Annotated in this window: 14 protein-coding genes; 13 read left to right on the top strand and 1 reads right to left on the bottom strand. The window is 73.6% G+C overall.

The window, feature by feature from the left end; all coding sequences use genetic code 11:
- The first annotated feature begins 30 nt into the window (after positions 1 to 30).
- Both prfA and prmC read left to right on the top strand, forming a co-directional pair.
- Positions 31 to 1,113: a peptide chain release factor 1 gene (gene prfA / locus D0Z06_RS19690; RefSeq protein ID WP_117379251.1), complete on the top strand. Its 1,083-nt coding sequence runs from the start codon at positions 31 to 33 to the stop codon at positions 1,111 to 1,113.
- Positions 1,110 to 1,970 (top strand): peptide chain release factor N(5)-glutamine methyltransferase, encoded by an 861-nt coding sequence (prmC, locus tag D0Z06_RS19695; RefSeq protein ID WP_117379252.1) that lies wholly within the window; start codon positions 1,110 to 1,112, stop codon positions 1,968 to 1,970. Before prfA ends, prmC begins: the two co-directional genes overlap by 4 nt.
- A gap of 5 nt (positions 1,971 to 1,975) precedes the next feature.
- Here the strand turns inward: prmC and D0Z06_RS19700 are convergent, their stop codons facing one another.
- A complete protein-coding gene (locus D0Z06_RS19700) occupies positions 1,976 to 2,368 on the bottom strand; it encodes a hypothetical protein (RefSeq protein ID WP_117379253.1) in 393 nt (130 codons plus the stop codon).
- 84 nt (positions 2,369 to 2,452) lie between these two features.
- Between D0Z06_RS19700 and D0Z06_RS19705 the strand changes: the two genes are divergently transcribed.
- The 11 genes from D0Z06_RS19705 to atpD all read left to right on the top strand — a co-directional run bounded on the left by D0Z06_RS19705 (position 2,453) and on the right by atpD (position 12,210).
- Positions 2,453 to 3,094 (top strand): L-threonylcarbamoyladenylate synthase, encoded by a 642-nt coding sequence (locus D0Z06_RS19705; protein WP_233517826.1) that lies wholly within the window; start codon positions 2,453 to 2,455, stop codon positions 3,092 to 3,094.
- A 211-nt stretch (positions 3,095 to 3,305) separates the two neighbouring features.
- On the top strand, positions 3,306 to 4,562 hold the full coding sequence (locus tag D0Z06_RS19710; protein ID WP_117379255.1) for a glycosyltransferase family 4 protein: 1,257 nt from the start codon (positions 3,306 to 3,308) through the stop codon (positions 4,560 to 4,562).
- A complete protein-coding gene (locus D0Z06_RS19715; RefSeq protein WP_117379256.1) occupies positions 4,559 to 5,035 on the top strand; it encodes a hypothetical protein in 477 nt (158 codons plus the stop codon). The genes D0Z06_RS19710 and D0Z06_RS19715 overlap by 4 nt, the downstream gene beginning before the upstream one ends.
- Before the next feature lie 128 nt (positions 5,036 to 5,163).
- A complete protein-coding gene (locus D0Z06_RS19720) occupies positions 5,164 to 5,379 on the top strand; it encodes a hypothetical protein (protein ID WP_233517827.1) in 216 nt (71 codons plus the stop codon).
- On the top strand, positions 5,376 to 6,203 hold the full coding sequence (atpB, locus tag D0Z06_RS19725; protein WP_117379257.1) for a F0F1 ATP synthase subunit A: 828 nt from the start codon (positions 5,376 to 5,378) through the stop codon (positions 6,201 to 6,203). Before D0Z06_RS19720 ends, atpB begins: the two co-directional genes overlap by 4 nt.
- 109 nt (positions 6,204 to 6,312) lie before the next feature.
- A complete protein-coding gene (gene atpE / locus D0Z06_RS19730) occupies positions 6,313 to 6,540 on the top strand; it encodes an ATP synthase F0 subunit C (RefSeq protein WP_014742489.1) in 228 nt (75 codons plus the stop codon).
- A 49-nt stretch (positions 6,541 to 6,589) separates the two neighbouring features.
- Complete coding sequence (locus D0Z06_RS19735) at positions 6,590 to 7,171, top strand: F0F1 ATP synthase subunit B (RefSeq protein ID WP_117379258.1); 582 nt, start codon at positions 6,590 to 6,592, stop codon at positions 7,169 to 7,171.
- Complete coding sequence (locus D0Z06_RS19740; RefSeq protein WP_117379259.1) at positions 7,171 to 8,046, top strand: F0F1 ATP synthase subunit delta; 876 nt, start codon at positions 7,171 to 7,173, stop codon at positions 8,044 to 8,046. Before D0Z06_RS19735 ends, D0Z06_RS19740 begins: the two co-directional genes overlap by 1 nt.
- A 44-nt stretch (positions 8,047 to 8,090) precedes the next feature.
- Complete coding sequence (gene atpA, locus D0Z06_RS19745; RefSeq protein ID WP_117379260.1) at positions 8,091 to 9,728, top strand: F0F1 ATP synthase subunit alpha; 1,638 nt, start codon at positions 8,091 to 8,093, stop codon at positions 9,726 to 9,728.
- A 1-nt stretch (position 9,729) separates the two neighbouring features.
- Positions 9,730 to 10,704 carry a F0F1 ATP synthase subunit gamma gene (locus D0Z06_RS19750; protein WP_117379261.1) on the top strand — a complete coding sequence of 325 codons (975 nt, stop codon included), beginning with the start codon at positions 9,730 to 9,732 and terminating at the stop codon, positions 10,702 to 10,704.
- Positions 10,705 to 10,776: 72 nt separating this feature from the next.
- Complete coding sequence (gene atpD, locus D0Z06_RS19755; RefSeq protein ID WP_117379262.1) at positions 10,777 to 12,210, top strand: F0F1 ATP synthase subunit beta; 1,434 nt, start codon at positions 10,777 to 10,779, stop codon at positions 12,208 to 12,210.
- Positions 12,211 to 12,473 lie beyond the last annotated feature (263 nt).

Genomic DNA, 12,473 nt, shown 5'->3' on the forward strand with positions numbered 1-12,473 from the left:
CCGGGCGCGCCCCCGCCCCGGAGGAACGCCATGAGCAGCGGCACCGAGACCGCCGCCACCGACCGGCTGGCCGCGCTGCTGGCCGAGCACGCCTCCCTCGAGAGCGAGCTCGCCGACCCGGCCGTCCACGCCGACCCCGCCCGCGCCCGCCGCCTGGGCCGTCGCTACGCCCAGCTCGCGCCGGTCGTCGAGACCGCCCGCACCCTCGACACCGTGCGCGCGGACCTCGCCGCCGCCCGTGAGCTGGCCGCCGAGGACGCCTCCTTCGCCGCCGAGGCCGAGAGCCTGGAGCAGCGCGTCCCGGAGCTCGAGGAGCGGCTGCGGTCCCTGCTGGTGCCCGGTGACCCCGACGACGACAAGGACGTCATCCTCGAGATCAAGGCGGGGGAGGGCGGCGCCGAGTCCGCCCTGTTCGCCGGCGACCTGCTGCGCATGTACCTGCGCTACGCCGAGCGCCGGGGCTGGTCGGCCGAGGTCATCGACGCCGTCGACGCCGAGCTGGGCGGGTTCAAGGACGTCTCCGTGGCCATCAAGTCGCGCACGGCCGAGGGGATCTGGTCCCGGCTGAAGTTCGAGGGCGGGGTGCACCGGGTGCAGCGCGTCCCGGTCACCGAGTCGCAGGGCCGCATCCACACCTCCGCGGCCGGCGTCCTGGTGCTGCCCGAGGCCGAGGAGGTCGACGTCACGGTCGACCCCAACGACCTGCGGATCGACGTCTTCCGCTCCTCCGGCCCCGGCGGGCAGAGCGTGAACACCACCGACTCCGCCGTCCGCATCACCCACCTGCCCACCGGCATCGTGGTGAGCTGCCAGAACGAGAAGAGCCAGCTGCAGAACCGCGAGTCGGCGCTGCGCATCCTGCGCTCCCGGCTGCTGGCCGCCGCCCGCGAGGAGGCCGCGACCGCCGCCAGCGACGCCCGGCGCAGCCAGGTGCGCACGGTCGACCGCAGCGAGCGGGTGCGCACCTACAACTTCCCGGAGAACCGGATCAGCGACCACCGGGTCGGCTTCAAGGCGCACAACCTCGACCAGGTGCTCGACGGCGAGCTCGACCCGGTCATCGACGCGCTGACCCGCGCCCGCACCGCCGAGCTGCTGGCGGCCGGCTCCTGACGCCGCGCACCCTCCTCACCGACGCGGCCCGCCGCCTCGCCGAGGCCGGCGTCGAGTCGCCGCGGGTGGACGCCGAGCTGCTGCTCGCCCACGCCCTCGGCGTGCCCCGCGGCCGGCTGCTCACCCTGGCCGGCGTCCCCGCCGACGCCGCCGCCCGGTTCGCCGCGCTGGTCGACCAGCGCGCCGGGCGGGTGCCCCTGCAGCACCTGACGGGACGGGCGCCGTTCCGCCACCTAGAGCTGGCGGTGGGTCCCGGTGTCTTCGTCCCGCGCCCGGAGACCGAGCAGCTCGTCGGCTGGGCGCTGGACCGGCTCGCCGGCATCCCGGAACCCGTGGTGGTCGACCTGGGCGCGGGGTCGGGCGCCATCGCGCTGTCGGTCGCGCACGAGCACCCCGGTGCCCGCGTCACGGCGGTCGAGCGCGACCCGGTGGCGGCCGAGTGGACGCGGACCAACGCCGCCGCCCGCGCGGCCGCGGGGGACACCCCCGTCGAGGTGCTCACCGGCGACATGACCGACCCGCAGCTGCTGCGGGCCCTCGACGGCGCCGTCGACCTCGTCGTCTCCAACCCGCCGTACGTGCCCGACGGCGCCCGGGTCCCCCGGGAGGTGGCCGAGCACGACCCGCCGCTGGCGCTGTGGGGCGGCCCCGACGGTCTGGCGGTCGTCCGGGGCATGCTGGCCGTCGCGGCCCGGCTGCTGCGGCCCGGCGGCGCACTCGGCATCGAGCACGCCGACCAGCAGGGCAGCACGCTGCCGGCCGTCGTCCGCGCGGCCGGCTCCTTCGTCGAGGTCGCCGACCACCGCGACCTCGCCGGCCGGCCCCGGTACACCACCGCCGTCCGCGCGTCGCGCTGAGCCGGCTACCCGGCCCGGTCCGGCCGGCGCCACCGCTCGGCCAGCGCGACGACGACGAGGACGACAGCCGTCCGCCAGCCCACGTCGAGGAGGGTGTCCGGTACGTCCCCGATCGGGCCGCCGACGCCCGCCAGCGACGCCCCGAGCCGCAGCGCCAGCACGGTGACGGCGGTCGCCGCGGCCGCGGACGCGGGGACCACCCACCGGCGGTGCTGCCCGGTGGCCGCGGCCTGCACACCCGCGACGAGGAACAGCGTCAGCAGCCCGTTGGACAGCGCGGCGACCAGCCCGGCGGCGACCTGCTCCCCGGAGACGACGGCCAGCAGCGCGAGGCCACCGGTGACGCCGGTGGCCCAGGCCGTGGCCGGGCGCCACGACCAGCTCGGTGGTTCGGACACCTCCCATCTTCGAGCGCAGGGGACCCGGCCGGGAACCGGAGGCCGCCCGGGGCCGGCGATCCCGGGATGACACACTCCGGCCCCGTGGCCGACCTCTACGACTGCACCGACGCCGGGGCGCGCGCCGCGGGCCTGGACGCCGCGTCCGCCGCGCTCTCCCGCGGCGAGCTGGTGCTGATGCCCACCGACACCGTCTACGGGGTGGCCGCCGACGCGTTCACCCCCGCGGCGGTGACCCGCCTGCTGGCGGCGAAGAACCGCGGCCGGACGATGCCGGTTCCGGTGCTGATCGGCGAGGCCTCGACGCTCGCGGGGCTCGTCGTCCGCACCCCGCCGGTGGCCACCGCGCTCGCGCAGGCGTTCTGGCCCGGGGGGCTGACCCTCGTCGTCGAGCACGCCCCCTCGCTGGCCTGGGACCTCGGCGACGCGCAGGGCACGGTGGCCGTCCGGCTGCCGGATGACGACGTGGCCCGGGACCTGCTCCGCCGCACCGGCCCGCTGGCCGTCTCCAGTGCCAACCGCTCGGGCCGGCCGGCGGCCACCACCGCCGAGGAGGCGGTCGCCCAGCTCGGCGAACGGGCCGCGGTCGCCCTCGACGGCGGCCCCCGCACCGGCACCGCGGCCAGCACGATCGTCGACTGCACCGGCCCCACCCCGCGCGTGCTCAGGGTGGGCGCGGTCCCGGTCGACGCGCTGCGCGAGGTCGTGCAGGAGATCACCGAGTAGCTGAGGGGTCGCAACCCGACCTCTGGCCGGTGCGGGTGGGGCCGGAGAGGGGCCGCGGGACGCGGCTGCCGGTGGGGCGGCCCCCGGGGCGATACCGTGGGGGGAACGTCCGGGGGCGCCTGCCGTCCGGTCCCCGTCCGCCGTCCCATGGAGCGCACCCGTGACCGTCCCCTGCACCGGCGCGCACCCCGGACGACGCGCGGGCTGACCGATGCGTGAGTACGTCGTCGTCCTGCTCACCGCCGCGCTGGTCACCTTCCTGTCCACCCCGGTGGTCCGGGTGCTCGCGGTCCGGCTGCGCATGATGGCCGCACCCCGGGAGCGGGACGTGCACGTCATCCCCACCCCCCGGGGCGGTGGCGTGGCGATGTACCTCGGCGTGACCGCGGCGGTGCTCGTCGCCAGCCGGTTGCCGGCGCTGCAGCGCACCTTCGAGGACTCGCAGACCGCCGCGGTGCTCGTCGCCGGCGGCCTGATCTGCGCGCTCGGGGTGCTCGACGACAAGTTCGGCCTCGACGCGCTGACGAAGCTCACCGGTCAGATCGCCGCCGCGGGCGTCATGGTGCTGCTCGGCGTCCAGCTGGCCTTCGTCTTCCTGCCGGTGGCCGACATCGGCACGCTGTCGCTGGGCCCCGACATCGGTGTGCCGCTGACGATCCTGCTGACCGTCCTCACGGTCAACGCGCTCAACTTCATCGACGGCCTCGACGGGCTGGCCGCGGGCGTCTCCGCGATCGCCGCGCTGGCCTTCTTCGCCTACAGCTACCACCTCGGCCTCGTCGGCTACGACGACGTGGCCAGCGCCCCGGCGCTGATCACCGCCGTGCTGGCCGGCGCCTGCCTGGGCTTCCTGCCGCACAACTTCAGCCCGGCGCGGATCTTCATGGGCGACTCCGGCTCGATGCTCGTCGGCCTCATGCTGTCCGCCGCCGCGGTGAGCGCCAGCGGGGGGGTGGACCCGCAGTCGTTCGACTCCGCGGCCAGCCTGCTGCCGCTGGCGCTGCCGCTGCTGGTGCCGATCGCGGTCCTCTCCATCCCGTTCATCGACCTGGTCCTGGCCGTCGTCCGCCGCAGCCTGCGCGGCCGCTCGCCGTTCGCGCCGGACAAGATGCACCTGCACCACCGGCTGCTGGCCATCGGCCACTCGCACCGGCGCGCGGTGCTGGTCATGTACTTCTGGGCCGCACTGCTCTCCTCGGGGGCCGTCGGGCTGTCCATCACCGGGGGGCGGGCGGAGCTGCTGGCCGCCATCGGCGCGCTCTTGGTCGTCGGGGTCGTGGTGGTGCTGGCCCCGCGCACCCGGCGGGCCGCCCGGGAGGCGCGCGCCTCCGAGATCGCGGCGCAGCGGGAACGCAGCCGCGCCGACCACCCCACGGCGCGGGCCGTCCGCGCCGGACGACGACCACCGGCCGACCCGGCCGCCGGGTCCGCGCCGCGGGCCGCCGGCGCCGGGCAGGGAGTCCGATGAACCCGACCTCCGAGGCCCCCTGGGACCTCTCCTTCCTCCGCGTCGGTGCGCTGGTCACCGCCGCCCTCACCGCCGTGGCCGCGCCGGTCACCGGCCTCCTGGCCGGGTGGGACGCGGCCGTGGGGGTGCTGCTGGGCGCCGTGGTCGTCACCGCGTTCTTCGTCGTCTCCGGCGTCGCGGTCGCGTGGGCCGGCCGGATCAACGACGCCTTCACGCTGCCGGCCGCCCTCGGCGCCTTCTTCGTCAAGGCCCTGGTCCTCTTCGCGGTGCTCGACGCGCTGCCGGAGGAGGGCTGGCTGGACCGGCTCACGCTCGCGTGGACCGTCGTCGTCGGGGCGTTGGTGTGGAGCGGCGTGCACCTGCGGTGGGTCTGGACCCGGCAGCTGTACTACGTCCCCCCGCCCGCCCCGCCCCGCCCGCCCGCGACGTCACCCGGACGCGTGGACCCGACGGGGCCCCCGGAACGCGGCTGATAGTGTCCGGGCCGATGGCCGAGGACCTGCCCCCGCACGGGGACGCTCGGCCTCGACCTGCGAGCCCGTCACGTCGGGGCAGTGGCACCGACACCGGGTGGGCCGTCATCGGGACGATGATCTCGGGGATGGCCGTGTGGGGCGGGGCCGGTTGGCTGCTCGACCGGTGGCTCGACGCGCGAGCGTTCTTCCCGGTCGGCATCATCCTCGGCATGGCGGTCGCCATCTACCTGGTGGTGGCCCGCTACGGCGCCGTCGACCCGCCCCCGGCGGGGAAGCGGCCCACCCGTACCACCCAGGGCGGCCGACCGAGCCGGCCCAGGACGCAGAAGGGACAACGGTGACCTCCAGCGCCCTCGAGCGCGGCAGCGTGCTCGCTGTCGAGAGCGACCCCGGCGGCGGCTTCGTCGCCCCGGGACTCGGTGAGTTCTACCCGGAGCCGGTGGCCACCTTCTCGCTCCTCGGCGTGGACTTCGAGATCACCCGGATCACGATCATCCTCTGGGTCGCGACGCTGGCGATGATCGCTTTCCTGGTGGCCTCGGTGCGCAAGCCCTCGATCGTCCCCGGGAAGCTGCAGTTCGTCGGCGAGTCCGGCTACTCGCTCATCCGGGACGGCGTGGCCCGGGACGTCGTCGGCCCGAGGGGTCTGCCCTTCGCCCCGTTCCTGGCCTCGCTCTTCTTCTTCATCCTCGCGAACAACCTGATGGCGATCATCCCGTTCGCGCAGATCTCGCCGATGTCGAAGTTCGCCTTCCCCCTGGTGCTGGCCGCGATCTGCTGGGTCCTCTACATCTACATCGGCATCCGCGAGCAGGGCGCCGGGCGCTACTTCAAGGACATCCTGTTCCTGCCGGGCGTGCCCAAGCCGATGTACGTCCTGGTGACGCCGATCGAGATCCTGCAGAACTTCGTCGTGCGGCCGTTCACCCTGGCGGTGCGGCTCTTCGCGAACATGTTCGCCGGCCACATGCTGCTCGTCGTCTTCGCCCTCGGCGCGACCTACCTCTTCACGGTGGGGAACTTCTCGGCCGTCTTCGGGCCCATCTCGGCGCTCATGGCGATCGTGATGACCTTCTTCGAGCTGCTCGTCATCTTCCTGCAGGCCTACGTCTTCACCGTCCTGATGGGGACCTACCTCAACGGGTCGATCGAGGCCGAGCACTGAGCCTCTCGCTCCGAGCGGCTCCCCCCGCTCCCCGCACCTGCACCACCGCACGACCCCCCGCAAGCCGCCCGGCGCCCGCCGGGCGACGACACAGGAGGAAAGACCCCGCATGGACGTTCTGGCAGAACTGACCGGCAGCATCGGCTCGGTCGGCTACGGCCTCGCCGCCATCGGCCCCGGCATCGGTGTCGGCATCGTCTGGGCCGCCTACATCCAGGCGACCGCCCGGCAGCCCGAGTCCGCCGGCCTGACCCGCACCTACGCCTTCCTCGGGTTCGCCCTCTCCGAGGCGCTGGCGCTGATCGGCTTCGTCGTCCCCTTCGTCTTCGGCACCTGATCCGTACCTCCGGGTACGGGTTCCGACTCCAGACAGGGACACTGAGACCATGAGCATCCTCGCTGCGGAGAGCCCCAACCCGCTCATCCCGCCGGTGGGCGAGATCATCATCGGCCTGATCGCCTTCGCGATCGTGCTGCTGGTGATGTTCAAGTTCGTCGCGCCGCGCTTCGAGCAGGTCTTCCGGGCCCGCCGGGAGGCCATCGAGGGTGGCATCGAGCGGGCCGAGGCCATGCAGGCCGAGGCCAAGGCGGCGCTGGAGCAGTACCGCGCGCAGCTGGCCGAGGCCCGCACCGAGGCCGCGCAGATCCGCGACCAGGCGCGGGCGGAGGGGCAGCAGATCCTCGAGGAGTTGCGCACCCAGGCCCAGGAGGAGTCGGCCCGCATCGTCGCCCGCGGCGAGGAGCAGCTGGCCGCCTCCCGGCAGTCGGTGGTCAACGAGCTGCGCGGGCAGATCGGCGCGCTGGCGGTCACGCTGGCCGGCCGCGTCGTGGGCGAGTCCCTCGAGGACGAGGCGCGGCGACGGGGGACCGTCGACCGCTTCCTCGACCAGCTGGACGGGATGGCCGCCGGCGGCTCGCCGGACGGCCGGACCGGCAGCTCCGTGTACGCCCCGGAGGGCGGTCGCTGATGGACGCCTCCAGCCGCGCGGCGCTCGCCCAGGCGCGCGAGCGCCTGGACGAGCTGACGCGGCCGGCGTCGGGCCTGGTCGAGCGGACCCGCGACCGGCTCACCGGCCAGCCGTCGCGGGCGGTCACCGATGACGCGCTGTTCGGCCTGGCCGAGGAGCTCTTCTCGGTGGCGCGCCTGCTCGACGGGCACGTGTCGCTGCGCCGGGCCCTGTCCGACCCGGCGGTCACCCCGGCCGACCGCGCCGGCGTCGTCCGCCGGCTGCTGGGCGGCCGGGTGTCGGACACCGCGCTCGACCTCGTCGAGACGGTGGCCCGGCAGCGCTGGTCACGGCCGCTGGACCTGGTCGAGGCGACCGAGTCGCTGGCCACCGAGGCCGCGCTGGAGTCGGCCGAGAGCCGGGGCCAGCTGGAGGACGTGGAGGACGAGCTGTTCCGGTTCGGCCGGATCGTCGCCGGCGACCCCCGGCTCTCCCGGATCCTCGGCGACCGGACCGCGCCGGCCGAGGGCAAGGCCTCCCTCGTCGACGAGCTGCTGCACGGGCGCACGACCCCGGTCACCGGGCTGCTGCTGCGCAACCGCCTGACCTCCCGGTCGGCGGGCACCGCGGAGGTCGTCGTCGAGCGGCTCTCCGAGACCGCGTCCCGCCGGCGCGGGCGCTCGGTCGCCTACGTGACGACCGCCGTGGCGCTCACCCCGGCGCAGGAGCGGCGGCTCGCCGACGTGCTCGGCCGCATCTACGGCCGGCAGATGGGGCTGCAGGTGACCGTCGACCCCGCCGTCCTCGGCGGGCTGGTCATCCGCGTCGGTGACGAGGTCATCGACGGCAGCGTCGCCCACCGACTCGAGGCCGCCGGACGCCGGTTCGCCGGCTGACCGCCTCCCACACCGACCGCACCCGCAGGGAAGAGGACCCACACATGGCCGAGCTGACGATCTCCGCCGACGAGATCCGCAGTGCCATCCAGAACTACGTCACCGGATACTCCCCGGACGTCTCCCGGGAGGAGGTCGGGATCGTCACCGAGGCCGGTGACGGCATCGCCCGCGTCGAGGGCCTGCCCTCGGTCATGACCAACGAGCTGCTCGAGTTCGAGAGCGGCGTGCGCGGCCTGGCGCTGAACCTCGACGTGCGCGAGGTCGGGGTCGTCATCCTCGGTGACTTCGCCGGCATCGAGGAGGGCCAGCAGGTCCGCCGCACCGGGGAGGTCCTCTCCGTGCCGGTCGGCGACGGCTACCTCGGCCGGGTCGTGGACCCGCTGGGCAACCCCATCGACGGGGCCGGCCCGATCGAGACCACCGGGCGCCGCGCGCTGGAGCTGCAGGCGCCCACCGTCGTGCAGCGGCAGTCGGTGCACGAGCCGATGCAGACCGGCATCAAGGCCATCGACGCCATGACCCCGATCGGCCGCGGCCAGCGGCAGCTGGTCATCGGTGACCGGCAGACCGGCAAGACCGCGATCGTCACCGACACGATCATCAACCAGAAGACGGCCTGGGCCACCGGGGACCCGTCCCAGCAGGTGCGCTGCATCTACGTCGCGGTCGGTCAGAAGGGCTCGACCATCGCCGCCATCCGCGCCTCGCTCGAGGAGGCCGGCGCGATGGAGTACACCACCATCGTCGCCGCCCCCGCGTCCGAGGCCGCCGGCTTCAAGTACATCGCCCCCTACACCGGGTCGGCCATCGGCCAGCACTGGATGTACGAGGGCAAGCACGTCCTCATCGTGTTCGACGACCTGTCCAAGCAGGCCGAGGCCTACCGCGCGGTCTCCCTGCTGCTGCGCCGCCCGCCGGGCCGCGAGGCCTACCCGGGCGACGTCTTCTACCTCCACTCCCGGCTGCTGGAGCGCTGCGCCAAGCTCTCCGACGAGCTCGGCGCGGGCTCGATGACCGGCCTGCCGCTCATCGAGACCAAGGGCAACGACGTGTCGGCCTACATCCCGACCAACGTCATCTCCATCACCGACGGGCAGATCTTCCTCGAGACCGGTCTGTTCAACTCCGGTGTCCGCCCGGCCATCAACGTCGGCATCTCGGTGTCCCGCGTCGGTGGCTCCGCGCAGATCAAGGCCATGAAGTCGGTCGCCGGCCGGCTCCGGCTGGACCTCGCGCAGTACCGCGAGCTCGAGGCCTTCGCGTCGTTCTCCTCCGACCTGGACGCCTCCAGCCGGGCGACGCTCGAGCGCGGGCAGCGGCTGGTGGAGCTGCTCAAGCAGGGCCAGTACCAGCCCTACCCGGTGGAGCGCGAGGTCGTCTCGATCTGGCTGGGCACCACCGGCAAGCTCGACCGCGTGCCGGTGCCCGAGGTCCGTCGCTTCGAGCAGGAGTTCCTCGACTTCGTCGGCCGCAGCCACAACGGCGTCTACGACGGGATCCGGCAGAGCAAGGCGCTCGGCGACGACGCCGTCCGCGGGCTCGAGGCGGCCGTCGAGGAGTTCTACGGCCAGTTCCAGCTCTCCGACGGCGGCACGCTGCGGGTCAACGAGCCCGAGGCCGAGGCCATGGACGCGTCCGAGCGCGGCCAGGAGCGCGTCCAGGTCAAGCGGAGCGCCTGACGTGGCCGGCAACCTCCGCGCGCTGCGGCGCCGCATCCGCTCCACGCAGTCGACGAAGAAGATCTTCTCGGCCCAGGAGCTGATCGCCGGTGCCCGCATCGTGCGCGCCCAGGCCCGGGTGGAGGCGTCCAAGCCCTACGCGCGGGAGATCACCCGGGTGCTCTCCGCGCTGGCCGGCTCGGCGTCGCTGGACCACCCGCTGCTGACCGAGCGGGAGAACCCGCGCCGGGCGGCGGTGCTCGTCATCACCTCCGACCGCGGGTTCGCCGGCTCCTACAACGTCAACGTCCTGCGGCGCACCGAGGAGCTGCTCTCCCTACTGCGGCAGGAGGGCAAGGAGCCGCTGCTCTACGTCGTCGGCCGGAAGGGGGAGACCTACTACTCCTTCCGCGACCGGCCGATGGTGGACACCTTCACCGGCTTCTCCGAGCAGCCGTCCTACCCCGACGCCCAGCGGGTGGGGGAGGAGCTCATCGCCGCCTTCACGGCAGGCCTGGACGACGAGGGGGACGGCGCGGGCGCCGACGGCGTGCTCGGCGTGGACGAGCTGCACATCGTCTACACCGAGTTCCGGTCGCTGCTGGCGCAGGTCCCGGTCGCCCGGCGGATGGCCCCGCTGGAGGTCGAGGAGGTCGAGGAGTTCGACTACGAGCGGGAGGACCGCGAGCACGGGGTCACCGGCGGTGACACCGGCGTCCCGACGTCCTACGAGTTCGAGCCCTCGCCCGACGCGCTGCTGGACGCGCTGCTGCCGAAGTACGTGACCACCCGCATCTACGCGGCGATGCTCGAGGCCGCGGCCTCGGAGTCGGCGTCGCGGCGGCGGGCGATGAAGTCGGCGTCGGACAACGCCGAGGAGCTGGCGAAGAACCTCTCCCGGCAGGCCAACCAGATCCGCCAGGCCGACATCACCCAGGAGATCAGCGAGATCGTCGGCGGCGCCGACGCGCTCGTGGCCGCCGGCGCCGGCGACTGACCCCCTCCCCGCCCCGCGGCGGGGACCATGCACACGCGAGCAAGCGAGCCCGAGGGCAGGAGAGCAGTACAGATGACCGTCACCGAGGACCGTCCGACCACCCAGACGACCGGCCGCGTCGTCCGGGTCACCGGGCCGGTCGTCGACGTCGAGTTCCCGCGCGACGCGATGCCCGACCTGTACAACGCCCTGAAGGTCGAGGTCACCCTCGCCGACCTGGGCAAGACCATGACCCTCGAGGTCGCCCAGCACCTGGGGGACAACGTGGTCCGCACCATCTCGATGCAGCCGACCGACGGCCTGGTGCGCGGCGCCGAGGTGACCGACACCGGCTCGGCCATCTCGGTGCCGGTCGGGGACGTCACCAAGGGGCACGTCTTCAACGCCCTCGGCGACTGCCTGGACAAGCCCGGCTGGGGCGAGGACGCGCCGCACTGGGAGATCCACCGGCACGCGCCGCGGTTCGACCAGCTCGAGGGCCGCACCGAGATGCTCGAGACCGGCATCAAGGTGATCGACCTGCTCACGCCGTACGTGGCCGGCGGGAAGATCGGCCTGTTCGGCGGGGCCGGCGTGGGCAAGACCGTGCTCATCCAGGAGATGATCCGCCGGGTCGCCCAGGAGTTCGGCGGCGTGTCGGTGTTCGCCGGCGTCGGCGAGCGCACCCGTGAGGGCAACGACCTCATCACCGAGATGACCGAGTCCGGCGTCATCGAGTCCACCGCGCTGGTCTTCGGCCAGATGGACGAGCCGCCGGGCACCCGGCTGCGGGTCGCGCTCTCCGCGCTGACGATGGCGGAGTACTTCCGCGACGAGCAGAACCAGGACGTGCTGCTCTTCATCGACAACATCTTCCGGTTCACCCAGGCCGGGTCCGAGGTCTCCACGCTGCTCGGCCGCATGCCCTCCGCGGTGGGCTACCAGCCGACCCTCGCCGACGAGATGGGTCAGCTGCAGGAGCGGATCACCTCCACCCGGGGCCGGTCCATCACCTCGATGCAGGCCATCTACGTGCCCGCCGACGACATCACCGACCCGGCGCCGCACACGACCTTCGCCCACCTGGACGCGACGACCAACCTCTCGCGCCCGATCTCGGAGAAGGGCATCTACCCGGCCGTCGACCCGCTGGACTCCACCAGCCGGATCCTCGACCCGCAGTACGTGGGCCAGGAGCACTACGCGATCGCCTCGGAGGTGAAGCGGATCCTGCAGCGCTACCAGGAGCTGCAGGACATCATCGCGATCCTCGGCATCGACGAGCTCTCCGAGGAGGACAAGGTCACGGTCAACCGGGCCCGGCGCATCGAGCGTTTCCTCTCGCAGAACATGTTCGTGGCCGAGGCGTTCACCGGGCAGCCGGGCTCGTTCGTCCCGCTGACGGAGACGCTGCAGGCGTTCAAGGCGCTGACCGAGGGCGACTACGACCACGTGCCGGAGCAGGCCTTCTTCATGTGCGGCGGGCTCGAGGACCTCGAGCGCAACGCGGACAAGCTCAAGAAGTAGAGGACCACCCTTCCCCCGCGCCTCGCTCCGCTCGGCGCGGGACCCTGAAGGGTGGCCGCCCGGCGTCACTGCGGCCGGGCTCCCGTCACGGGAGCCCGGCCGTTGCCGTGCCCGGGCCCACGCCCGTCGCCATGTCTGGATCCGGGGCACGCGGGTATCACGATGCGGCCACGGGACTGGTCACGTCGGCTCAAGAGCGGGATGCTCGTGACCGATGTGACTCGTGGTGCAGAAGTGGCCAGCAGAGGTCGGGCAGGGAGACC

Source organism: Geodermatophilus marinus (assembly GCF_003428645.1).
In the GTDB taxonomy this organism is placed as follows: Bacteria; Actinomycetota; Actinomycetes; order Mycobacteriales; family Geodermatophilaceae; genus Geodermatophilus.

What these genes read in the sequence shown, in the direction of transcription:
- prfA (WP_117379251.1), top strand. Translation starts at nt 31, where the DNA reads ATGAGCAGCGGCACCGAGACCGCCGCCACCGACCGGCTGGCCGCGCTG.
- D0Z06_RS19710 (WP_117379255.1), top strand. Translation starts at nt 3,306, where the DNA reads ATGCGTGAGTACGTCGTCGTCCTGCTCACCGCCGCGCTGGTCACCTTC.
- D0Z06_RS19715 (WP_117379256.1), top strand. Translation starts at nt 4,559, where the DNA reads ATGAACCCGACCTCCGAGGCCCCCTGGGACCTCTCCTTCCTCCGCGTC.
- D0Z06_RS19720 (WP_233517827.1), top strand. Translation starts at nt 5,164, where the DNA reads ATGGCCGTGTGGGGCGGGGCCGGTTGGCTGCTCGACCGGTGGCTCGAC.
- atpE (WP_014742489.1), top strand. Translation starts at nt 6,313, where the DNA reads ATGGACGTTCTGGCAGAACTGACCGGCAGCATCGGCTCGGTCGGCTAC.
- D0Z06_RS19735 (WP_117379258.1), top strand. Translation starts at nt 6,590, where the DNA reads ATGAGCATCCTCGCTGCGGAGAGCCCCAACCCGCTCATCCCGCCGGTG.
- D0Z06_RS19740 (WP_117379259.1), top strand. Translation starts at nt 7,171, where the DNA reads ATGGACGCCTCCAGCCGCGCGGCGCTCGCCCAGGCGCGCGAGCGCCTG.
- atpA (WP_117379260.1), top strand. Translation starts at nt 8,091, where the DNA reads ATGGCCGAGCTGACGATCTCCGCCGACGAGATCCGCAGTGCCATCCAG.
- atpD (WP_117379262.1), top strand. Translation starts at nt 10,777, where the DNA reads ATGACCGTCACCGAGGACCGTCCGACCACCCAGACGACCGGCCGCGTC.